Here is a 22,236-nt window from a genome sequence, read left to right as displayed (position 1 = left end):
GACGGGAGTCGGCGGGGTTCAGTCGTCCTCGTCGCCGGTCCAGTCGCCGGTCGCGAGGTAGACCACCTTCTTGGCGACCGACACGGCGTGGTCGGCGAACCGCTCGTGGTAGCGGCTGGCGAGGGTCGCGTCGACGGTCGCGGATGCCTCGCCCTGCCAGCTGTCGCTGAGGACCTTCTCGAACACGGCGATGTGCAGGCCGTCGACGTCGTCGTCGAGGTTGCGGATCCGCTCGGCGAGGGCCAGGTCCTCCGTGCGCAGCAACTCGGTGAGCATGCGCGCCACCTCGACATCCAGCGCCCCCATCTTCGTGAACGTCGAGCGCAGGCCCTTCGGGATCGCCCGCTCCGGGAACCGCATCCGGGTGAGCTGCGCGATGTGTTCGGCGATGTCACCCATCCGCTCCAGCGACGCGCTCACCCGCAGGCTCATCACAACGATGCGCAGATCGCGAGCGACCGGCTGCTGGCGGGCGAGGATCTGGATCGCCAGCTCGTCGAGGGCCACCGCCTTCTCGTCGATCACATTGTCGGCGTCGATGACCTCCTCGGCGAGCATCACGTCACTCGTGCCGAACGCCGCGGTGGCCTTCTCCATCGCGGAGGTGACCAATTCGGCGATCTCGACGAGACGCTCCTGCACGTCCTCGAGCGACTGGTGGAACACTTCGCGCATGGGTCTTCACCGTTCCTGCGGGTCGGGGGATGTCGACGGCTCGCGCATCCCGGTCACAGTGATCTTCGTCATCGAAGGTTAACGGACGGTGCCGCGCGGGTGAACTCCTGCCGCCGCACACGCCGCAGGTCGGATCCGTGCGGTCGCCGCACCGTCGGCACCCTACGCTGGTGACATGGACACCGCGCAGCTCGCCCTGCTCGCGCTGCTCATCGGCGTGATCCTCGGCGGCTCGGTCGCCCTGGTCGTGATCGCCGCGTACCGGGCCCGCGACCGGGCCATCGAGCACGGGTCGACCGAGGTGCCCGACGGCGTGCGCGACGTGCTGGCCGGCATGGACGACCCCGCGGTAGTGCTGAACCCGTCCGGGACGGTGCTCGCGGCATCCATTCCCGCCGCGGCATACGGCTTCGCCGAGGGGGCGGTGCCGCCGAGCGACGACGTGCTCCTGCTCGCCAACGCCGCCCGCGTGGGCACCGCGACGGATGCGGCGACTCTGCGCCTGCCGCGCGCGGGGGAGGAGCGCGTCGTGTCGGTGCGGGCCCGGCCGATCACGTCGCGGCTCGTCCTCGTGGTGCTGCGGGATGTCACCGAGCAGGAGCGGGTCGAGCAGATGCGCCGCGACTTCGTCGCGAACACGAGCCACGAGCTGAAGACCCCGGTGGGGGCGGTGAGCCTGCTCGCGGAGGCCATCGACTCCGCCGCCGACGATCCCGCGCAGGTCCGCGCTTTCGCCAAGCGGCTGCTCGCCGAGGCGACGCGGCTGGGCACCCTGACCACCCGCATCATGAGCCTGTCCCGCCTGCAGTCCGAGCAGCCCGCGGCGATGCGGGATGTCGCCGTCGACGAGCTGGTCGTCGCCGCGATCGCCGCCCACGCCACGCAGGCCGACTCCGCCGGTGTGGAGATCCGCCGCGGCGGAGAACGCGGCGCGTACGTGCACGGCGACCCGCAAGTGCTCGGCGAGGCCGTCGGCAATCTCCTCGCGAACGCCATCGCGTACTCGCCGCGCGGATCGCACGTCGGCATCGGGGTCCGGGTCGTCGACCGCGTCGTCGAGCTGGCGGTGTCGGACCAGGGCGTCGGCATCGCCGAAGCCGACCAGGAGCGCGTCTTCGAACGCTTCTATCGCGCCGATCAGGCCCGTTCCCGGCGCACCGGCGGCACCGGCCTGGGCCTGGCGATCGTCAAGCACGCCGTGCAGCGGCACGGCGGCGAGGTCCGCCTGTGGTCGCGCCTGGGCCAGGGCTCCACGTTCACGATCCGGCTGCCGCGCGCCGAGCCGCGGGCCGCGCCCCGCGGCCGGTCGAAGAAGGCCAGGAAGAACCCGAAGAAGACCGCCGACACCGCACGGAAGGACAGCGTCGCATGACGAGGGTGCTGATCGTCGAGGACGAGCCGGATCTCGCCGACCCCCTGGCGTACCTGCTGCGCCGGGAAGGGTTCGAGGTGGAGATAGCGTCGGACGGGCCGTCGGCACTGGACGCGTTCCACGCCCGTGGCGCCGACATCGTGCTCCTGGACCTTATGCTGCCCGGGATGCCGGGGACCGAGGTGTGCCGGCAGATCCGCACCACGAGCGCCGTGCCGGTGATCATGCTCACGGCGAAGGACGGCGAGGTCGACATCGTCGTGGGGCTCGAGCTCGGTGCGGACGACTACGTGACGAAGCCCTACTCGAGCCGGGAGCTGCTGGCCCGGATGCGGGCGGTGCTGCGCCGCAGCGCGGCCGCTGAGGCGGATCTCGACGATCGCGTGCTCACCGGGGGCCGGGTGAGGTTGGACATCGACCGGCACACGGTGGCGGTGGACGGCCGCGAGATCAGCATGCCGCTGAGGGAATTCGAGCTGCTCGAAGTGCTGATGCGCAATGCCGGTCGCGTGCTCACCCGCGGTCAGCTGATCGACCGGGTGTGGGGCAGCGACTACTTCGGCGACACGAAGACGCTCGATGTGCACATCAAGCGGATCCGCTCCCGTATCGAGCAGAACCCGCGCGACCCGGTCATGCTTGTCACCATCCGCGGACTGGGCTACCGCTTCGAGGGATGAGCGCTACGGGGTGACGGTGTCGGTGGGGACGAGGGTCTGCAGGTACGCCTCGCCGTTGCCCATCACCGGCAGGTTCGCCAGCGCGCCCTCGACGGTCCCGGATTGGAAGTACACGGGCAGGATGCTTCCGGGCTTCGCGTCGATGCCGTCCAGCCGCAGCGGCTGTTCGCTCTGACCGAGGCTGACGACCGAGTGCGCGGGTACCTGCACGGTCTTCGTGATGGCGGTGGACCCCGTGCCGACCTGCACACTGAGCGTCTGCGACGCGTCGGTCGTGTTGACGATCCCCGCCACCAGGTTGCCGACCGTGCCGGCGTCGTTCGCGACGACCAGCGCGTTGCGCACCTGAAGCGGCGCACCGGGCGCGTCGGCGACGTTGATGCCGTCGCTCGGGGAGTAGGCGATCGTGGTGCCCTGCGGTGAGATCATCGCGCATCCCGTCGCGCCGAGGACGACGGCGGCACAGACCGCCACGGATGCGAGCAGGCGGGATTTCACGGTTCCTCCAGGGGGCTTGCGATGTGCTCCTGCAGTCTACGGGGTCTCCCATGCAGTGCGCGTCACGGCCGCGCGCGGCGAAGTGCTGGGCAAACCTTAGTGCATACCCGCTGTGGTAGTCTTGAGGTTGCCGAAAGGATATAACTGCATGCTTTTTGAGGTTGGCGAGACGGTCGTTTATCCCCACCACGGTGCGGCGACGATCTCCGAAGTGAAGACCCGCGTCATCAAGGGCGAAGAGAAGGTCTATCTGAAGCTCCGCGTCACTCAAGGCGACCTGGTCATCGAGGTTCCGGCGGACAACATCGACCTCGTGGGGGTTCGGGATGTCATCGGCAAGGAGGGGCTGGAAAAGGTCTTCGAGGTGCTGCGTGCGCCGTTTACCGAAGAGCCGACGAACTGGTCGCGCCGCTACAAGGCGAACCTCGAGAAGCTCGCCTCCGGCGACGTGATCAAGGTCAGCGAGGTCGTCCGCGACCTGTGGCGCCGCGATCAGGACCGTGGCCTGTCCGCCGGTGAGAAGCGGATGCTGGCCAAGGCCCGTCAGATTCTCATCTCGGAGCTCGCGCTGGCCGAGAAGACGGACGAGGAGAAGGCCAGCGGTCTGCTCGACGAGGTGCTCGCCTCCTGACCCCGCAGGCGCTGCCCCGCGTGGGCGTCGGCACCGACGCCCACCGTTTCGGCGGTGACGGCGTGCTGTGGCTCGCCGGTCTGGAATGGCCGGGGGAGCCGGGACTGGTCGGCCACTCCGACGGCGACGCCGTCGCGCACGCGATAGTGGACGCGCTGCTGTCGGCATCCGGCCTCGGCGACATCGGCACCCGCTTCGGCACCGCGGACCCCGCGTACGCAGGGGCGCACGCCGACGTCTTCCTGAACCGGACGCACGCCCTGCTGCGCGAGGCGGGGTTCGCGATCGGCAACGTCGCAGTGCAGGTGCAGGCGGTCCGGCCGCGGCTGGCGGTCCGCCGTGCCGAGGCGGAAGCCGTGCTGTCGGCGGCCCTCGGCGGCGCCCCGGTCGCCGTGTCGGCCACCACGACCGACGGCCTGGGTTTCACCGGCCGCGGCGAGGGTGTCGTCGCGCACGCCGTCGCCCTGATCGTCCCGGCCTGACCCGGCCTGTCACATCCGACGCCCCGGCGGCGTCGTATGGGCAGAGAGCCGGGGAGGCACCGTGGACAAGCCAGTGGATGTCGTCGTGATCGGCGGCGGGTATGCAGGCGTGATGGCGGCCAACCGCCTGACGAAGGACGACAGGGTACGGGTGACCCTCGTCAATCCGCGTCCGGCCTTCGTGGAGCGGATCAGGTTGCACCAGCGGCTGTGCGGATCCCACGACGCGGTCGCCGAGTACCGTGACGTCCTGTCCGACCGGGTCCGGCTCGTCGTCGACACCGCGCAGCGCATCGACGCCGACCGCCGGACGGTGGCGCTGGCCGACGCCGGCGACCTGGCGTACGACCACCTCGTGTACGCGGTAGGCAGCCGCACCGAGCCGTCGCGGATCCCGGGAGCGACACAGTTCGCCCTGCCGATCTCGAGCCTCGAAGAGGCGGACCGGGTCCGCGACGCCGTGCGCGCGCGGCCGGACGCCCGGATCACCGTCGTCGGCGGCGGATCCAGCGGCATGGAGACGGCCGCGGAGCTCGCCGAGGCCGGCTACCGCGTCACGCTCGTCAGCCGCGGCATCCTCGCCCCCGCCCTGCACGCGTCCGGCCGCCGCGTCGTCTCGCGCGGCCTGGCACGGCTGGGGGTCGCTGTCCTGGACGGACCGGATGCCGGCGTCGTCGAGGTGACCGCCGACGGCTTGCGTCTCAAGGACGGACGGACCGTGCTCGGCGACATCGTCGTCTGGGCCGCCGGGTTCGGGGTGCCGGACCTGGCCCGCCGCAGCGGGCTGTCGACAGATGCCGCCGGGCGCCTACGCACGGACGAGACGCTCACAAGCGTGGACGACGAGCACATCGTCGCCGCGGGGGACGCGATGGTCGCCTCGCACGTGCCGCTGCGGATGTCGTGTCAGGCCGCGCTGCCGCTGGGGGCGGCGGCCGCCGACACGGTGCTCGCGCGGATCCGCGGCGACCGGCCGCGGCCGGTCACCGTGGGGTACTTCGCGCAGTGCGTGAGCATCGGCCGCGCCGCGGGCCTGTTCCAGATCGCACGTTCCGACGACACGGCAACCAGGATGCGGCTGGCCGGCTGGACCGGGGCGAGAATCAAGGAGTCGATCTGCCGACAGACCGTGTCGACGATGATGCACGAGGCGCGCCGGCCCGGGTCCACGCACTGGATCGGGGATCGCAGCCGGGCCCGGCGGGTGGACCAGACACCGGCTCCGGTCGCGGCAGGATGGGAGACTGCGATGGGCGAATCCATCTCGGACCCGGCGACGCGCACGTTCGTCGTGCACCGGAACCTCCTATTCACGATCGTCTACGAGATCCTCGGCTCGGCTGCCGACACCGAGGACGTGCTCCAGGAGACGTGGCTGCGATGGTCGGACGTGGATGTCGCGCCGGTGCGCGATCGGCGCGCGTACCTTGTGCGGATAGCGTCGCGGCTGGCGCTCACGCGGCTGCGGACCCTCGGGCGCCGGAAGGAGACGTACGTCGGCACGTGGCTGCCGGAGCCGCTGCTGACCACGGCCGACGTCGCCGACCAAGCCGAGCTTGCCGAGAGCGTGTCGATGGCCATGATGGTCGTGCTCGAGACGCTCGCACCGCTCGAGCGGGTCGTCTTCATCCTGCGCGAGGTCTTCGATGTCGGGTTCGATGAGCTCGCCCGGATTCTCGACAAGACCCCGGCGGCCGTCCGTCAGATAGCGCACCGCGCCCGGCAGCACGTCGCCGCCCGGCGTCCCCGCGAGCAGGTGCCGGCGGCCGAGATCCGATCGATCATGACGTCGTTCCAGCGGGCGGTGGACACCGGTGACCTCAAGTCCCTGCTCGAGGTACTGGACCCGGATGTCATCCTCATCGCCGACGGCGGCGGCATCCGCAAGGCGGCGCTGCGCCCGATCGTGGGCGCCGAGAAGGTGCTGCGCTGGCTGGCCGGCGTGGCGTACCGCGACGGCGAGCCGGTCACACGTCCCGCTGTCGTGAACGGGCAGCCGGCGCTCGTGGTCTGGGTGGGTGGCGAGGTGGACGGCATCGTGACCGCGCGCGTCGAGGCATCCCGCGTCACCGGGCTGTACTACATGCGCAACCCGCGAAAGCTCCACCTGGAGGAGCCGGTGACGCTGGCGCTGTCCTGAGCCGCGCCGACCCCGCCGGTAGTCTTGTCGGGTGACTCTCCGGCTGTACGACACCCGCGCCCAGGCGCTGCGCGATTTCGCGCCCCTGCACCCGGAGAACGTCACGATGTACGTGTGCGGACCCACCGTGCAGTCCGGGCCTCACATCGGCCACCTGCGCGGCGCGCTCAGCTTCGACATCCTCGCCCGCTGGCTGCAGCACCGGTTCGCGCGGGTGACGCTCGTGCGCAACGTCACCGACATCGACGACAAAGTGCTCGCGAACGCCACCGACGCCGAGCCGTGGTGGGCGCTGGCCTACCGGATGGAGCTCGAGTTCACCGCGGCATATGCCGCCATCGGCATCCGCCCGCCGACGTACGAGCCGCGCGCCACCGGGCACATCCCGCAGATGATCGAGCTGATCGCGCAGCTCATCGACGTCGGCCACGCGTACGCCGCCGGCGGCGACGTGTACTTCGACGTGCGGTCCTGGGCCGCCTACGGAGACCTCACGCACCAGGCGCTGGACGCGATGGAGCCCGCCGAGGACGCCGACCCGCGCAGCAAGCGCGACCCGCACGACTTCGCGCTGTGGAAGGGCATCAAGCCGGACGAACCGGCGGATGCCGCGTGGGACGCGCCGTGGGGCCGAGGCCGGCCGGGCTGGCACATCGAGTGCTCGGCGATGGCGCGCCGCTACCTCGGTGACACGTTCGACATCCACGGCGGCGGCCTCGACTTGCGCTTCCCGCACCACGAGAACGAGCTCGCCCAGTCCACCGCGGCCGGCGACGGGTTCGCCCGGTACTGGGTGCACAACGGTCTGGTCACCGTCGAGGGGCAGAAGATGTCCAAGTCGCTCGGCAATTTCGTGCTCGCCGCCGACCTGCTGGCCGAACGCGACCCGCTCACCGTGCGCTACGCCCTCGCCGCCGCGCACTACCGGTCGAGCCTCGACGTGTCGGCCAAGACGCTCGACGAAGCCGAAGCCGCACTCGAGCGCATCCGCACGTTCCTGGAACGGGTGCTGCGGGCGCGCGGTGACGTGGGCGTGGTATCGGCCGGCCTGCCGACGGCGTTCGCGGCCGCGATGGACGACGACCTCGGCGTGCCGCAGGCGCTCGGCGTGCTGCACGAGACGGTGCGGGCGGGCAACGCGGCCCTGGACGCCGGTGATCGGGATGCCGCGTTCGACGCTTTCACCGCAGTGACGGCGATGACCGACATCCTCGGCGTCAACCCGCTCGATCCGCGCTGGCAGGGTCGGGGCGACCCCGCTGCGGCATCCGCGCTCGACGCTCTCGTGCGGACCATGATCGACCAGCGCGCACAGGCGCGCGGGAACAAAGACTGGGCGGGCGCGGATCGGATCCGCGACGCCATCGCGGCGGCGGGGATCGTCCTCGAGGACGGCCCCGACGGGACCCATTGGAGTGTGCAGCATGGCTAAGCCGGGCGGAACAGGCAGAGGCAACAGTAGGAAGAAGGGTCCGCAGAAGGGCACCGGCGGGCACGGCCGCAAGTCGCTCGAGGGCAAGGGCCCGACCCCGAAGGCGGAGGACCGCGGCTGGCACGTGGCCGGCAAGCGCAAGGCCGCCCAGGAGCGGTTCGTCGCCGCCGGCGGCAAGGCGAAGCCGCGCCCGACGGACATGAACCGGGCGGCACGGGCCAAGCAGAGTGACGACACCGAGACCGTCACCGGACGCAACAGCGTGCTCGAGGCGTTGCGGGCGAAGATCCCCGCGATCGCGCTGTACATCGCGCAGCGCGTGGAGATGGACGACCGCGTCAAGGAGATGCTCGCCATCGCCACGCACCGCCAGATCCCCATGCTCGAGGTGACCCGCCCGGAGCTGGACCGGATGGCCGGGTTCGACGGCGTGCATCAGGGGGTCGCGCTGAAGGTTCCGCCGTACGCGTATGCGCATCCGCAGGACCTGCTCGAGGAGATCTTCGCCGACGGCGGCACCCCGCTGCTGGTGGCGCTGGACGGGATCACCGACCCGCGCAACCTCGGCGCCATCATCCGATCCACCGCCGCGTTCGGTGGACAGGGCGTCATCCTGCCGCAGCGCCGCTCCGCGAGCGTCAACGCCGCCGCCTGGAAGACGAGCGCGGGAGCGGCCGCACGCATCCCTGTCGCGCTCGCCGCGAACCTGACCTCCACGCTCAAGGAGTTCAAGAAGCAGGGCGTGTTCGTGCTCGGGCTCGACGGCGCCGGGGACGTGTCGCTGCCCACGCTCGAACTCGCCGATCGGCCGATCGTGATCGTCTGCGGCTCCGAGGGCAAGGGGCTCTCCCGGCTGGTCACCGAGACGTGCGACCAGATCGTGTCGATCCCGATCTCCGCGGCCACCGAGTCGCTGAACGCCGGCATCGCCACGTCCGTGGCGCTGTATCAGGTCGCGACGATGCGTGCGGGGTCGGCCGCGGCGGAATGAATCCCGCTGCACCGTGATTGCACCGGGAGGATTCATTCACGCGAAAGGGACACTCATGGCACGGATCGTCGTCATCGGAGGCACCGGCTACGCCGGCGCGCACATCGTCGCAGAGGCCGCCGCACGCGGGCACGACGTCGTCGCCGTCTCGCGCACGGCCCCGCAGACGCCGGCCCGGGATGTCTCCTACGTGCAGGGGTCGGTGCTCGATCTGGACGGTCTCGGCGACGTGTTCGACGACGCCGACGCCGTCGTCTGTGCGCTCTCGCCCCGGGGCGACATGACCGACCGGGTCGAGGAGGCGCTGCAGGGCGTGATAGCGCGGCTGGCGGGAACGCCGTCGCGGCTCGGGGTGATCGGCGGCGCGATGGGCAGCCTGAGCGCTCCCGGCGGTCCGCGCCTATGGGACCTCGGCGTGCCGCCGGAGTACGCGCATGAGGCGAAGGTGGGCATCGACTCGCTGGAACTGCTCGAGGCGTCCCCGGCGGGGCTGGACTGGTTCTTCGTGCACCCGCCGATCGTGTTCGGGGCGTGGGAGCCGGGCGAGCGCACCGGCCGCTACCGGACCGGCGGCGACGTGGTCGTGAAGGCGGAGGACGGCTCGTCGTACATCTCCGGCGCGGACTTCGCCATCGCGGTCGTCGACGAAATCGAGAACCCCGCTCACCGCCGCGCGCGTTTCACCGTCGGCTACTGACGAGGGGCCGGCTCAGACCAGGTCGCGCCAGTCGACCTCGTCGTCGCCGGATGCCTCGGCAAGCCCGATCGGGACAGTCATCGTTTCGGTGGCGGGCCCCATGATCGTGGCCTCGTCGCGGCGGTGGCGCAGGACGTCGTCGATGTAGCTGGTGAGCACCTCGGCCAGCGGCGCCGAGACGCCGCGCGCCTGCGACATGTACCAGCGGTGCTCGAGCACCTGGTGGAACACCTCGGCCGGTTCGAGCTTGGCGCGCAGCTCGAACGGGATGGCGCGGACGATCGGCTCGAACACGCGAGTGAGCCACTCGTGCGCGAGCACCTCCTCGTCCTCGTCGAGCCGGCCCGAGCGGGCCCGGTACTCGTCGAGGTCGTTCAGCAGGCGCCGCGCCTGGTTCTCCTCGACGTCCAGCCCGGTCAGGCGCAGCAGCCGACGCGGGTGGTGACCGGCATCCACGACCTTCGGCTGGATCGACACGCGCGTGCCATCGGGGGCGGTCTGGATTGACATCTCGCCGATGTCGAACCCGAGCCGGTTCAGCCGCTGCACCCGCTCGGTGATGCGCCATGACTCGTTCGCCGCGAACGTCTCCCGGTCGGTGAGCGCGGCCCACAGCGACCGGTACGACGAGATGATGCCGTCGGCCACCTGCACGGCGTCCACGCCGCCCTCCAGGCGCCCGCTCGCGGCAAGGTCCAGGATCTCGCCGGCGATGTTCGTGTGCGCTATCTCGAGGTCGTGCTCGCGTTGGCCGGGCGTGAGCCCGCCCTCGTGCAGCTCGCCGGTCTCCGCGTCCACGAGGTAGGCGGCGAATGCCCCGGCATCCCGCCGGAACAGCGTGTTCGACAGTGACACGTCGCCCCAGAAGAACCCGGCGTTGTGCAGGCGCACGAGCAGCACGGCGAGCGCGTCCACGAGCCGGCCCGCGGTGTCCGGACGCAGCACCTGGGTGAACAGGGCCCGGTAGGGCAGCGAGAACTTCAAGTGCGCGGTGACCAGCGCCGCCGGCAGCGCCTTGCCCGCGGCATCCGTCCGCCCCGCGATCACCGCGACGCGTTCCACGCACGGGATGTCGAGCCGGGCGAGGCTGCCGAGCATGTCGTACTCGCGGCGGGCCATCTCGCGCGTGGTCTCCTTGATCGCGACCACGTGCCCGGACAGGCTCGCGAACCGCACCAGGTGGCGGGAGATGCCCTTGGGCAGGTAGACGATCTCGCGGCTGGACCAGCCGGCCAGCGGCGTCGACCAGGGGAGGGCGAGCAGTCCCGGATCCACCGCGCTCGCGGTGATCGACAGCGCCTCGCTCATCCCGACTCCTTCCCTGCCGCCGAGCGAGACGGCGCGGGCCCGGAGAACCGAACCCGCGCCGTCAGGATGCCGTCGTTACGCCGACGCTATGGCCTTGTCGGTGAGGCGCTCGCCGCTGGCGGTGTCGAACACGTGCACGTGGTCGTGGATGGGGGTCAGCACCACCGTCTCGCCGGCGTTCGGGTGGTTGCGACCGTCGACCCGCGCCACGATGTCGGTACGCGTGCCGTCGATCTCGGAGTGACCGTACAGGTAGCCGTCCGCGCCGAGTTCCTCGACGAGGTCGACCGCGACCGAGAGGCCGTGGCCGCCGGCGGGGCCGACCTGGATGTCCTCGGGACGGACGCCGACGGTGACGCTGGAGCCGTTGACCTTGGACAGGGTGGATGCCTCGACCGGCACTATCGTGTTGCCGAAGCGGACGCCGCCCTCGGCGAGATCCACCGGGAACAGGTTCATCGCGGGGGAGCCGATGAAGCCGGCGACGAACACGTTCGTCGGCTGCTCGTACAGGTCGCGCGGGGTTCCCACCTGCTGCAGGACACCGTCCTTGAGCACCGCGATGCGGTCGCCCATCGTCAGCGCCTCGGTCTGGTCGTGCGTGACGTACACCGTGGTGACCCCGAGGCGGCGCTGCAGCGACGCGATCTGGGTGCGGGTCTGCACACGCAGCTTGGCGTCGAGGTTCGACAGCGGCTCGTCCATGAGGAACACCTGCGGCTGGCGGACGATGGCGCGGCCCATGGCGACGCGCTGACGCTGGCCACCGGAGAGCGCCTTCGGCTTGCGGCTGAGATACTCCTCGAGGTCGAGCAGCTTCGCGGCCTCGAGCACGCGCGCGGCGCGCTCCTCCTTCTTCACTCCCGCGATCTTCAGAGCGAAGCCCATGTTCTCGGCCACGGTCATGTGCGGGTACAGGGCATAGTTCTGGAACACCATCGCGATGTCGCGGTCCTTGGGGGGCACGTCGGTGACATCCCGGTCGCCGATGAGGATGCGGCCGGAGTTGACCTCTTCCAGACCCGCGAGCATGCGCAGCGTAGTGGACTTTCCGCAGCCGGAGGGGCCGACCAGGACGAGGAACTCGCCATCGGCGACCTCGAGGGTGATCTTGTCGACAGCCGGGCGGGTGCCGCCGGGGTAGAGGCGGGTCGCGTTGTCGAAAGTGACGGACGCCATTGATTCTTCTCCTTCACCGGCAGGTACGTGCCGGACGATCCGTAGTGATAGGAAGCGGACCTTGCGACCCGCACGCCCTTCATCGGGCGCTTCCTCAGTATGCCAGACGCCGCTCTGTGGGTATTTCCCAGGCTGCCTGGCTAGCATCGAACCGGTCGCGACACCCACGCGCCATGCCGGGAGCACCCGGCCCGCAGTCTGTCAAGAGGTCCCATGTCGAACGACGATTCATCGAACGTTCCCGATCCGAACGGTCGCCGCAGCGCCGTGCGCGAGAAGGCGCAGCTGGTGCACGCCCAGCAGCGGCGCGCACGGATGATCCGGCGCACCGGGCTGACCGTGGGCGCGGTAGCGGTCGTGGGCGTGGTCGCGGCGGGGGTCACGATGGCCGTCGCCTCGCAGGCGACACGGCCCGATCTCGCGCCGTCGAACCTCATCGACGGCGGTTTCGCGGTCACGAGCATCAGCGGTTTCGCGGCCGAAGGCCCGGCGCGGCCGGTCGCAGGCACGCCCACGCCGGTCGCGACCGGAGCGCCCACGACGGCGGGGAAGACCGCGACTCCCGACCCGTCGGCGACCGCGAGTGCGGCCGGCGCCGTCGACATCCGCGTTTATGTGGACTACTACGCGCCCGGGGCCAAGCAGTTCCAGGTGGCGAACGCGCAGCAGCTCACGCGCTGGGTGAGCCAGGATGCCGCGAATCTGAGCTATTACCCGGTCGCGATGCTCACGCCGAAGTCCAACGGCACGAAGTACTCGCTGCGCGCCGCGAGCGCGTCCGCGTGCGTGGCGACGCACTCCCCGGACGCTTTCTTCGCATACAACAATGCGCTGCTGACGAAGCAGCCCGAGCAGGGCAGCGACGGGTTCACCGATGCGCAGCTCGCCGACCTGGCGATAGCGTCCGGCGCGGACAAGCCGAAGGTCGTGCGCGACTGCATCGAGGGCGAGGACTACGCCACCTGGGTGAAGTCGGCGACCGAGCGGGCGCTGGAGGGCATCCCCGACACGAAGGGCGTGGCCCTGACCGGCACCCCGATGGTCCTCGTCAACGGCATGCCGTACGCGGGCGCGCTGGACGACCCGAAGGAGTTCGCCCAGTTCGTGCTGACGCTCTCCAGCGACGCGTACTACAAGTCGAGCGCGCCGACCCCGACGGTGACCCCCACGCCGGCGCCGTCCGCGACCAAGGCGAAGTGAGCGCCCGGCGAGAGCCACGCCCTCGGGGTTGCATTTCATCAGGCCACGTTCAAACGCCCCGCGCGCATCCTTCACAGGATGCTGCGCGGGGCGCTTCGTCGTAGTTGGGGACTCTTGACCGGTGACCCTCAGGATTGCCTCAAGACTCTGAAATATGTCCCCCAAATGGGGGACATGACCGATATGGTGGGACCGCTCGAACGTCGCTGGGGGCGGGAGAGCGGGGGCACCCGCGCGCCGGGTGATTCGCTGGGGAGTGTCGTCCGGTGGGTGCCCGCATGTTCCAGCACCACGCGGAAACCCCGATGGGGTGTCGCTGACCGGATCCAATCGTTCACGACACCCCACCGGCCGATCACACTCACGACTCTGGCACCGTCTGGGGAACGGGCGCTCGTCGAAACTGGGGAGCCGACGGGTCGGAAGTGCCGATCAGGGGTCAGATTACTCCCCGAGGTCACTTCAAAGATAGGGGTGGCTACTCTCACCCAATGTCCGAGCGCGCCGCCCTGCGGGCCATGCGCCTGGAGGAACGCCCCGCGCACCTTCTCGCACGCGAAATAGCGGCCCCGCTCAAGCATCCCCCGAATGCGAGCGGAACCGCTACCCTACACCCCCCGTAAGGAGTGATGCTAACCGTCGCGTCCGCTGCCCGATATACCCCCCAGGTGGAGTCTCTGTACGTGCGGTGCGTGCTCAGCCGATACTCGGGCCGTCGACTCGGCCGGCATCCGTGCATGCTCGTCTCGGACCACGAGCACCCCGCAGGGTCGCCAAGCGCTGTTCTTGGATGGGATGCGGAGCTTTCACCCGCTTGGACCGCTGCTTCCGACCCGTTCGGCAGGCTCCGGGACAGGCGCAACACGGCCGCGGGGCGGCGGACGCCCTAGACTCGGTGATGCACGTTCGGCGGAAACGAATGTGCGGGGTTTGTGCGGGGTTGGCTACCACCGAACTCGCGCGAGGACCTCGAGAGCCGCGGATTTCCGGGGCTTGCCGGCTTGGCGCAATTGGTAGCGCACCGTACTTGTAATACGGGGGTTGCAGGTTCAAGTCCTGTAGCCGGCACCACGAAATCGACAGCCTGACATTCCGCATCACGCTCGATCAGCGAGCGCCGGAACCCATCACGCGGCGCGCGCTATGCCGCGTCGTCGCACAGCAGTTGGAACATCCGGTGGTCCCGCCACTGTCCGTCGATCTTCAGGTATCGGGGCGCGACGCCGTACTCGGTGAAGCCGTTGCGGCGCAGCACGGTCTGCGATGCGACGTTCTCCGGGACCGTCTCGGCCTGCACACGATGCAGTCCCAGCTTCTCGAACGCGTGCGCCACCGCGAGGCCAACCGCCCGGGTCGCATGCCCCTCGCCGAGCCGGTCCGCCCTGATCCAGTAGCCGATCGCGCACGACTGCAGGGCGCCGCGCACGACGCCGCTCAGCGTCACCCGGCCCAGGATGTCGCCGCCCGCGGTGACGAGGAACGGCACCGACGTCTTCGCGTCCGCATCCGCGAGTGCGGCCCGCGCGCGCCGCTCCTGCTCGGCCTCGGTGAAGAAGTCGTCGCTCCGGGTCGGCTCCCACGGCCGCAGGTGGTCGCGATTCGCCTGCAGGAGGGCGGTCAGTTCCGGGACATCGCCGAGTTCCAGCATCCGCAGCGACGTGTGCGCCATCCCCGACCTTCCTCACTTCCATGACGGGCGGCCGTCGGTCGCCGGTCACCGATTCTAAGCGCGCGTGACGACGTCCGACGGTTCCCGCTGCATGTCAAGCCCTTCTCCCCGCACCGCCGAGCGCCTATCGTGACGTCCAGGCATGAGCCGTGGGAGGTGGCGCATGGCGTCGACGAACGCGAGCATCCTCGCCATCGGCACCGCCGTGCCCGGCACCCGCCTCACGCAGTCAACGATCCGCGACCTGTTCGTCGCGCAGGACCACACCGACCGTCTCACCGAACGGGTCATTCGCGCGGCATTCGACGGTGCCGCGATCGAGCACCGTCACACCGTGCTCGCCGAACTCGGCGACACCGGCGGCGGGGGAGTGTTCCTCGACGATGCCGGGCGCATTCTCACCCCGACGACCGGCACCCGCAATGCCGTGTACCGGCGCGAGGCGCCGACGCTGTTCGCGGCAGCGGCCCGGGACGCCCTGACCCGCGCCGGGATGCCGGCGTCGGCCGTCACGCACATCATCACGGTCTCCTGCACGGGATTCTTCGCGCCCGGGCCCGACTTCCGTCTCGTCCGCGACCTCGGCATCCCCGCGGACGCCGAGCGATACCACCTCGGCTTCATGGGATGCGCCGCGGCACTGCCGGCCTTGCGCATGGCGGCCCGCATCTGCGCCGCCCAGCTGCACGCCGTCGTGCTCGTCGTGTGTGCGGAGCTGTGCTCGATCCACCTGCGCGCCTCGCACGACCCCGAGCAGATTGTGGCCTCCGCCGTGTTCGCCGACGGCGCGGCCGCGGCGGTGATCGCCTCCGGTGAGCCGGCACGGGATGCCGCCGGCCCGGCACTCGAGCTGAGCGGCTTCTCCACCGCGGTCACCGCCGACGGCGAGAAGGATATGGACTGGACGATCGGCGACGCGGGATTCGAGATGGTCCTCACCGGCGCGGTGCCCCGGATCGTGGGACGCGAAATCCGCGCCGCCGTCGCGGGCATCGCCGGCGCGGACGGCATCGACGCCGTCGATGCATGGGCGGTCCACCCGGGGGGACGCAGCATCCTCGACCGGGTCCAGACCGGGCTCGGACTTGACGATCCGGCGATGACGCCCTCCCGCAGCGTGCTGCGCGACTACGGGAACATGTCCAGCGCCACGGTCCTGTTCATCCTGCAGCGGATCCTCGCCGACAGCATCCTCGGCGACCGCGCCCGCGTCCTCGGGATAGCGTTCGGCCCGGGATTGACCGTCGAGTCCGCGGCGTTCGTCCGCCGCGCGGAGGCCGCGTGAGCCTCGCGACACGCGACACCCGGCTCACCGAGTTGATGGACGACCCGGCATGCAACCCGGTCCGGCTGCGCCGCACGTTGGACCGCTTCCGCCTCGTGAACCGCCTCGTCGCCGGATGGGATGCCGTCTACCACACACACCTCCGCCCCGCGCTCCGCGCGGCCGGCGGTCCCGCCCGCATCCTCGACATCGGCTGCGGCGGCGGAGACGTGCTGCGACGGATCGTGCACCTCGCCCGCCGCGACGGGCTCACCGTCGCCGGGCTGGGCATCGACCCTGACGCCCGGGCCATCCGTGCCGCGCAGGCCGCGGTGGAGATGCCCGGCGTGAGCTACCGGCACACGGACAGCAGCCGGCTCGCGTCCGAGGGGCGCCGCTTCGACGTCGTGATCTCCAACCACCTCCTCCACCACCTCACGGCGGACGCCCGCGCGGACGTGCTCGCCGCCAGCGAGCGCCTCGCGACGCGTCTCGTCGTCCACGCCGACATAGCGCGCAGCCGTGCCGCGTACGCGGCCTACGCGATCGTCATCACGCCGCTCGCCCCCGGCTCGCTGCTGCGCACCGACGGCCTGCGCAGCATCCGCCGCTCCTACACCCCCGCGGAGCTGGCCGCGGTGCTCCCGGACGGCTGGACCGCCGAGCGGGCACGGCCGTTTCGAGTCCTGGCGATCCACCGGCCGGCGACCCCATGACCGTCCCCGCGCACGACGTGGTCGTGGTGGGCGCCGGCCCCGCCGGCCTGTTCCTCGCGGCCCTCCTGCAGCGCCTCGGCGTCGACACGGTGCTGCTCGAGGCCCGCACGGACGCCGCACCGGGGACCCGCGCGATCGGGGTGCATCCGCCCACGCTCGCGGCGCTCGAGCCCTCCGGCGCCACCGAGCGCCTCCTGACCGGCGCGGTCCGCATCCCCCGCGGTCGCGCCCGCACGCTCGACCGCATCCTCGGCGACGTCCGCTTCGACCTGCTGCCGGTCCGGTTCCCGTTCGTCGCCGCCGTGCCGCAGGCCGTGACCGAGGCCGCCATCGCCCACGGCGGACCCGCCCCCCGCCGCGGAGCCCGCGTGAAGGCGCTGCGCGATCGCGGCGACCGCGTCGAGATCGCCGCCGACGGCCTCGCCGGCATCCTCACCGCACGGATGGTCGTGGTCGCCGCGGGCCGCGCGGGACGGATGCTCGTGCCCGCCGTGTCCATCACCGACAAGACGTACGCCGACCGGTACCTGATGGCGGACGTCGCCGGTCCGGTCGCCGAACCCGACGACGTGGCGACCGTCACTCTTGACCCGGACGGGGTGCTCGAGTCATTTCCGCTGCCCGGCGGGGGCCGCCGGCTCGTCGCATGGGTGGGTCGGATGCCGCCGGGTGCCGATCCGGAGACGACGACCTCGGACCCGGCGCGCCGGCTGCAGGACGCCGTGAGCGCGCGCGGCGCGCCGGACCTGGCGGCGCGGATCGCCCGCGTCTCGGCGTTCGGCATCCGGCGTGCGCTCGCCCGGCGGATGCGCGTGGGCCGGATCCTGCTGATCGGCGACACCGCCCACGAGATCAGCCCCATCGGCGGGCAGGGGATGAACCTCGGGCTGCTGGACGCCGCCGCGCTCGCGCCCCTGCTCGCCGACGCCGTGCGCGGCGGCCGCGCGGCCGAGGCGCTCGCCCGGTGGGAGTGCGACCGGCTCGCGTCCGCCCGCACCGCGGCCCGGATCGCCAGTCTCAACACGGCACTCGGTCGCGCACACCCCACGGTCGTGCACGCGGGGATGGCCGCGCTGCTGCGCGGTGCCCTGGCCGGTCCCGCAGCGCCGGTGCTCGCCCGCGCCTACGCGATGGGCTTCGACCGCGGGATCAGCGCGCCCACGTCCCGATCACGAGCTGGACGGCCAGCAGCAGCCCCGCCAGCATGACGATCCGGAACGACATCCGGTCCGGCGCGCGCACCAAGGCGGCGCCGGCGCCGCCGACCACGAGGATGGCCACGGCTCCGGCGACCGTCCACGTCACCGGCGCGACCCTGCCCTCCTGAACCGCGCTGCCGACGAGCGCCGCCCCGGCGCCCAGGAGCAGCGTCGCGAACGCCATCACGGTCGACAGGCGACGGCCGAGCCGATGCGGCAGTCCCCGCACACCCGTGCGCGCGTCATCCTCGAGATCCGGCAGCACGTTGGAGAAGTGCACGGCGACGCCGAGTGCCGCGCCGGCGATCCAGGCCCACGCCGGCGCGACCGCGGGGTCGGGAAGGGCGAGCGGTGCCAGCGAGGGCACCACCCCGAACCCCACCACGAAGCACGCGACCGACCACGGCGTGGACTTCAGCGCCGCGTTGTACGCCCAGCCGCAGCCGATGAACACGATGTGCGCGGCCGTCACCGGCCAGCCCAGCACCGCGGACAGGACGACGGCCAGCCCCGCGGTCGCGAATGCCGCCGTCCACGCCGCCCGGATCGGCGCGCCGGGACGGGCCAGCGGCTTGTCGCGCCGGCTGTTCGCACGGTCCCGGGGCGCGTCGATGGCGTCGTTGGACAGGCCGATCGACAGCTGCCCGCACAGCACCGCCGCCGTCAGCACCGCCAGGCGCGCGGCATCCAGGCCCGCAGCGACACCGAGCGCCGCGACGATCGCCGACACCACGAGCGTCGGTCCCGGATGGGCCGAGCGCCACAGGACGGCTGCCGTACGCATGCGCCGATGGTAGCGGCCGAGAGGGCCGGGGCCGGGGGCTTCAGGCCGGCGGCTGCAGGCGGACGGTGGCGCGGATCTCGGCCTGCACGTGCGGGACGAGGAACGGCGTCGACTGCCCGCCGTCGGGCTGTCCCCACACGACGGTGACGGCGGCGCCGTCCCGCGCGGCCTCCTCGTCGATCATCGCCAGCGACATGAAGCTCCGCGCGTTCGCGGTGTACCCGGCCCAGGTGGACACGCCGACGAGGCTGTCGCCGGCGAGGACCTTGTCGAAGATCAGGGTGCCGTACTCGGTGTTCGGAAGATCCAGGATCCGCGGCTGCGTGCCCTCGCCGAAAAGGCTCCGCTCGAACACGCCCATCACGTCGCTGCTGTCCCACACCAGCCACACCTTCCGGCGGTGCGGCTGATCGGCCAGGCGCTCGAGGGCGTCCCGGCCGATGAAGTCGTGGTCGTACCGGATGATGGTTCCGTAGCCGAGGTCCCAGGGCGTCGCGTAGTAGTCCTCGATGTTGTCCGAGTCGAAGCTGCCCTCGAGGGATGCCTGCCCCTCCAGCCCTCGCGGGTTCAGCCATTCGCGGTACGGCTTCATCTCCTCGCCGGTGTAGATCGCGGGGACGACGAGCGGGATCCACCCGGACTCGCGGGCGGTCGTGAGGTACGCGCGCGACCCGCCACGGCGCAGGCCGAAGTCCGCACCGGCGGCGACGATGGCCTCCAGCACCGCGGGGCCGTCCTCGACGGGTCCCATCAGCTCCAGGCCGGTGTTGTCCGCCCCCGGCGCGCCTGCCATCGTGTGGTTCAGGACGCGCACGCGCCTGCCGGCGATGGTGAGCTCGCCCATGCGGAAGAACCCCATCTGCGGGACCGGCGCCCCCTGCGCCTTCTCCAGGATCTCGCCCGAGCGCGGCCCGTTCAGCTCGTAGCGGTACATCTGCCGGCGGCCCGGGTTGAACGCGGTCGGCGGATCCTTCACGACCTCCACGTCGTATCCGCCGGTCTCGGCCTGGTAGGCGACCCAGTTGAACGCCAGCGGTCCGCCGACCAGGCTGTACTGGTCGTCGTCGAGTCCGAACAGGATGCCGTCGCCGATGAAGCGGCCGTCGGGGCTGCAGGCGATGAACTGCTTGGCGCGGTCCTTCCCGAACGTGGCCATGCTGTTCACCCCGACGTCCGAGAAGAGCCTGCGCACGTCCGGTCCGCTCACCCGGATGTCGGCCATGTGATGCGACTGGTCGAACAGGACGGATGTCGTCTTCCACGCCCGCTGCTCGTCATGCCACGAGGAGTACTCCGGTGGGTACAGGAAGGGGAATTTCAGCGCCGGCGCACTGCGCAGCATCCTGACGGCGCTGCCATAGCGCTGGATTCGTTCTTCGAGAGTGGACTCGGACACAGACACCTCTTCCGCGAACTGGACGTCTGCCCCTGGGTCCGTCGTCGGAAATGTCGTGCGGTGGCTCAGCGGCCGGTTTCACCGTATACCCGTCGTACCACGCAGGCGAGGAGGATCCCCTCGGATCCTCCTCGCCCCGTTCGCGTCACCGGTCGACGGTGTCCGCACGCGCCTGCTGGGCGCGCTCCTTGACCTCCTGGGCCCCGTCGGACGCCTCTTCCTTCACGTGCTCGACGGCGTCGGCGGCCTCCTCCTTCACCGCCGCCATCGCATCCTGAGCCGGCTCCTTCAGGTCGGACGCGACATCCCGGGCGACGTTGCTCACCTCGTCCACCAGGGGCTGCGCCTGCTCCTTCGCCGACCGGGCGAGCTCCTTCTCCTTCTCGGATGCCGGGATGAGCGACGCCGCCAGCAGCCCTGCCCCGAACGCGATCAAGCCGACCGCCATCGGGTTGCCTTGTGCCTTGCGCACCGTCTGGCGCGCGCCTTCGGCGACATCCGATGCCATCGCCGACGCGGACTGCTCCGTGTCGTGCGCGGCACCCATCACGGTGTCGCGCATGGACGCGAATGCGCGGCGGACCCTCGTGGTCTGACGGTCCATGATCTTCGACGGAGTCACCTTGTCGGCGAGAGCGTCGACGTCGCGGCCCAGTTCCACGCGCGTGCGCTCGGTTTCCGCCCGGAGCACATCTGGTGAATCAGTCATCGGTTCTCCTCATTCCTTCTCAGTGTTCCGGGGATCTCCTGCAGAGTTTCCACCGTCTGCGGGGCCCCCTTGACCTCGGCCAGGCGCCGTCGGCCGACCGCAAAGAGGATGGCGGCGATGATGGCCCATACGACCGCCACCACCACGCCCGACCATCCCCAGCCGATCAGGGTCGCCAGGGCCGCCCACAGCGCGAGGGACAGGAACAGCACCGTCATCGACGCGGCGTACCCCGCACCGCCGAGCATTCCGGCGCCCTTGGCCGTGGTGACGGCGGACTCCTTCAGCTCGGCCTTGGCCAGTGCCATCTCCTGACGGATCAGGGTCGACACGTCCCGCATGACCTCGCTGACGAGCTCGCCCAGTGACGCGTTGGCGGCGTGCTGCTCAGAGGGTGTCGCGTCGCTCATGAGTACCCTCCGTATCCTCGACGCGTGTTCCCTCGGGATGCTCGTCGGCGAACCGGGTGGCCGTCTCCGAGTAGACCGGCGCCTCGCTGGGATCCGTCACCGGCATCCTGCCCGTCGCCGGCACCCCGTCGTATCCCGCTGCGCCGGGAGTGCGCATGCCGGAACCCATGGTGACGTCGCCGGTCCGCCCACCGACCCCCGGCGTCGTGCTTCCGGCGGTCTGCGTGCGCTGGGCGGATTCGGCTGCCCCCTGTGCCAGCGCCCGGGTGAGTCGACCGACGAGGACGCCGGCCGTGGCCGCGACCGTGATGAACATCCCGGGACGCCGCCGGGCGAATCTCTTCACCTCGTCCAGGACGTCTGCGGGATCACGGTTCCCGATCCAGGTGGCCGCTGCTCCCGCCCGTTCCGATGCGCTCCGCACGAGATCGGTCGCCATTGTGCTGCCGTCCCCGTTGTGCGCCATCGACCGGAGATCGTCGCTGAAGGACCGCAGGCCGTGCGCGAGGCGATCCTGCTGCTTCGCGGCCTGATCGCCCAGCTCATCCCGCGTCTGGGCGTAGAGATCCTGCAACTGGACCTTCGCCTCGCGGACCACCGATGCGCCCTCGTCCTTCGCGACCTGCGCCACGTCCTTGGCGGCGCCGGTGGCCGTATCGGTGACCTGACCTACCCCGTGTCCGGCCGGGTCCATCGTTCCGGTGCCGCCTTCGACGGGACCGCTCGTCCCGCCCGCGCGCACCGTTGTGAATCCATCTGACATCGCCTCTCCTCTCGTCCGCCGACGTTTCGCGTCGGCCGGCC

At 71.0% G+C, this 22,236-nt stretch carries 21 protein-coding genes, 1 tRNA gene and 1 pseudogene; 13 read left to right on the top strand and 10 right to left on the bottom strand.

Annotated features, from left to right (window positions below; translation table 11 throughout):
* Window positions 1-18 precede the first annotated feature (18 nt).
* The gene (gene phoU, locus GH740_RS08780; protein ID WP_153745724.1) at window positions 19-675 is read right to left on the bottom strand and encodes a phosphate signaling complex protein PhoU; all 657 of its coding nucleotides are present in this window, start codon (window positions 673-675) and stop codon (window positions 19-21) included.
* A 175-nt stretch (window positions 676-850) separates the two neighbouring features.
* On the opposite strand from phoU, the gene GH740_RS08775 reads away from it, so the two are divergent.
* Complete coding sequence (locus GH740_RS08775) at window positions 851-2,047, top strand: cell wall metabolism sensor histidine kinase WalK (protein WP_153745723.1); 1,197 nt, start codon at window positions 851-853, stop codon at window positions 2,045-2,047.
* Window positions 2,044-2,727 (top strand): response regulator transcription factor, encoded by a 684-nt coding sequence (locus GH740_RS08770; protein ID WP_153745722.1) that lies wholly within the window; start codon window positions 2,044-2,046, stop codon window positions 2,725-2,727. Before GH740_RS08775 ends, GH740_RS08770 begins: the two co-directional genes overlap by 4 nt.
* A gap of 3 nt (window positions 2,728-2,730) precedes the next feature.
* Here GH740_RS08770 and GH740_RS08765 read toward each other — a convergent pair whose 3' ends face one another.
* Complete coding sequence (locus GH740_RS08765; RefSeq protein WP_367641208.1) at window positions 2,731-3,225, bottom strand: DNA modification methylase; 495 nt, start codon at window positions 3,223-3,225, stop codon at window positions 2,731-2,733.
* A gap of 148 nt (window positions 3,226-3,373) precedes the next feature.
* On the opposite strand from GH740_RS08765, the gene GH740_RS08760 reads away from it, so the two are divergent.
* The 6 genes and pseudogenes from GH740_RS08760 (at window position 3,374) to GH740_RS08730 (ending at window position 9,598) form a co-directional block, all read left to right on the top strand.
* Window positions 3,374-3,856, top strand: a complete 483-nt coding sequence (locus GH740_RS08760) for a CarD family transcriptional regulator (RefSeq protein ID WP_153745721.1) — start codon at window positions 3,374-3,376, stop codon at window positions 3,854-3,856.
* A 65-nt stretch (window positions 3,857-3,921) separates the two neighbouring features.
* Window positions 3,922-4,338: pseudogene (gene ispF, locus GH740_RS08755) on the top strand (2-C-methyl-D-erythritol 2,4-cyclodiphosphate synthase); the annotation flags it as partial.
* 61 nt (window positions 4,339-4,399) lie between these two features.
* A complete protein-coding gene (locus GH740_RS14325) occupies window positions 4,400-6,478 on the top strand; it encodes an RNA polymerase sigma-70 factor (RefSeq protein WP_216644929.1) in 2,079 nt (692 codons plus the stop codon).
* 31 nt (window positions 6,479-6,509) lie between these two features.
* Window positions 6,510-7,910: a cysteine--tRNA ligase gene (cysS, locus tag GH740_RS08740; protein WP_367641205.1), complete on the top strand. Its 1,401-nt coding sequence runs from the start codon at window positions 6,510-6,512 to the stop codon at window positions 7,908-7,910.
* On the top strand, window positions 7,903-8,901 hold the full coding sequence (rlmB, locus tag GH740_RS08735; RefSeq protein ID WP_153745719.1) for a 23S rRNA (guanosine(2251)-2'-O)-methyltransferase RlmB: 999 nt from the start codon (window positions 7,903-7,905) through the stop codon (window positions 8,899-8,901). Before cysS ends, rlmB begins: the two co-directional genes overlap by 8 nt.
* Before the next feature lie 55 nt (window positions 8,902-8,956).
* Complete coding sequence (locus tag GH740_RS08730; RefSeq protein WP_153745718.1) at window positions 8,957-9,598, top strand: NAD(P)-dependent oxidoreductase; 642 nt, start codon at window positions 8,957-8,959, stop codon at window positions 9,596-9,598.
* 12 nt (window positions 9,599-9,610) lie between these two features.
* Here GH740_RS08730 and GH740_RS08725 read toward each other — a convergent pair whose 3' ends face one another.
* Window positions 9,611-10,906 carry a DUF4032 domain-containing protein gene (locus GH740_RS08725; RefSeq protein ID WP_153745717.1) on the bottom strand — a complete coding sequence of 432 codons (1,296 nt, stop codon included), beginning with the start codon at window positions 10,904-10,906 and terminating at the stop codon, window positions 9,611-9,613.
* A gap of 75 nt (window positions 10,907-10,981) precedes the next feature.
* Complete coding sequence (locus tag GH740_RS08720) at window positions 10,982-12,085, bottom strand: ABC transporter ATP-binding protein (protein WP_153745716.1); 1,104 nt, start codon at window positions 12,083-12,085, stop codon at window positions 10,982-10,984.
* A 213-nt stretch (window positions 12,086-12,298) separates the two neighbouring features.
* On the opposite strand from GH740_RS08720, the gene GH740_RS08715 reads away from it, so the two are divergent.
* Together GH740_RS08715 and GH740_RS08710 are read left to right on the top strand one after the other, a co-directional pair.
* Window positions 12,299-13,285: a thioredoxin domain-containing protein gene (locus tag GH740_RS08715; protein WP_153745715.1), complete on the top strand. Its 987-nt coding sequence runs from the start codon at window positions 12,299-12,301 to the stop codon at window positions 13,283-13,285.
* 995 nt (window positions 13,286-14,280) lie between these two features.
* Window positions 14,281-14,356, top strand: a tRNA-Thr gene (locus GH740_RS08710).
* Window positions 14,357-14,426: 70 nt separating this feature from the next.
* On the opposite strand, the gene GH740_RS08705 is transcribed toward GH740_RS08710, so the two are convergent.
* The gene (locus tag GH740_RS08705; protein WP_153745714.1) at window positions 14,427-14,954 is read right to left on the bottom strand and encodes a GNAT family N-acetyltransferase; all 528 of its coding nucleotides are present in this window, start codon (window positions 14,952-14,954) and stop codon (window positions 14,427-14,429) included.
* 163 nt (window positions 14,955-15,117) lie between these two features.
* Between GH740_RS08705 and GH740_RS08700 the strand changes: the two genes are divergently transcribed.
* From GH740_RS08700 to GH740_RS08690, 3 genes are read left to right on the top strand one after another with little or no spacing between them, the layout of a single operon-like run.
* Window positions 15,118-16,239, top strand: coding sequence for a type III polyketide synthase (locus GH740_RS08700; protein WP_153745713.1), 1,122 nt, complete (start codon window positions 15,118-15,120; stop codon window positions 16,237-16,239).
* Entirely contained in the window at window positions 16,236-16,934 is a 699-nt protein-coding gene (locus GH740_RS08695; RefSeq protein WP_367641202.1) for a methyltransferase domain-containing protein, read from the top strand. Before GH740_RS08700 ends, GH740_RS08695 begins: the two co-directional genes overlap by 4 nt.
* Entirely contained in the window at window positions 16,931-18,142 is a 1,212-nt protein-coding gene (locus tag GH740_RS08690) for an NAD(P)/FAD-dependent oxidoreductase (protein WP_153745712.1), read from the top strand. The genes GH740_RS08695 and GH740_RS08690 overlap by 4 nt, the downstream gene beginning before the upstream one ends.
* Here the strand turns inward: GH740_RS08690 and GH740_RS08685 are convergent.
* From GH740_RS08685 to GH740_RS08665, 5 genes are all read right to left on the bottom strand, one after another.
* On the bottom strand, window positions 18,084-18,917 hold the full coding sequence (locus tag GH740_RS08685) for a UbiA family prenyltransferase (RefSeq protein ID WP_153745711.1): 834 nt from the start codon (window positions 18,915-18,917) through the stop codon (window positions 18,084-18,086). The two genes, GH740_RS08690 and GH740_RS08685, sit on opposite strands and share 59 nt — an antisense overlap.
* Window positions 18,918-18,957: 40 nt before the next feature.
* Window positions 18,958-20,313: an aminomethyl transferase family protein gene (locus GH740_RS08680; RefSeq protein ID WP_216644928.1), complete on the bottom strand. Its 1,356-nt coding sequence runs from the start codon at window positions 20,311-20,313 to the stop codon at window positions 18,958-18,960.
* A gap of 145 nt (window positions 20,314-20,458) precedes the next feature.
* On the bottom strand, window positions 20,459-21,022 hold the full coding sequence (locus GH740_RS08675; RefSeq protein ID WP_153745710.1) for a DUF3618 domain-containing protein: 564 nt from the start codon (window positions 21,020-21,022) through the stop codon (window positions 20,459-20,461).
* Window positions 21,019-21,432 (bottom strand): phage holin family protein, encoded by a 414-nt coding sequence (locus GH740_RS08670; protein ID WP_153745709.1) that lies wholly within the window; start codon window positions 21,430-21,432, stop codon window positions 21,019-21,021. The genes GH740_RS08675 and GH740_RS08670 overlap by 4 nt, the downstream gene beginning before the upstream one ends.
* Complete coding sequence (locus GH740_RS08665) at window positions 21,410-22,195, bottom strand: hypothetical protein (RefSeq protein WP_153745708.1); 786 nt, start codon at window positions 22,193-22,195, stop codon at window positions 21,410-21,412. Before GH740_RS08665 ends, GH740_RS08670 begins: the two co-directional genes overlap by 23 nt.
* Window positions 22,196-22,236 lie beyond the last annotated feature (41 nt).

The sequence above is a fragment of the Microbacterium sp. SYP-A9085 genome (genome assembly GCF_009649635.1).
GTDB lineage: Bacteria > Actinomycetota > Actinomycetes > Actinomycetales > Microbacteriaceae > Microbacterium.
This window is presented reverse-complemented; position numbering and strand designations above follow the sequence as displayed.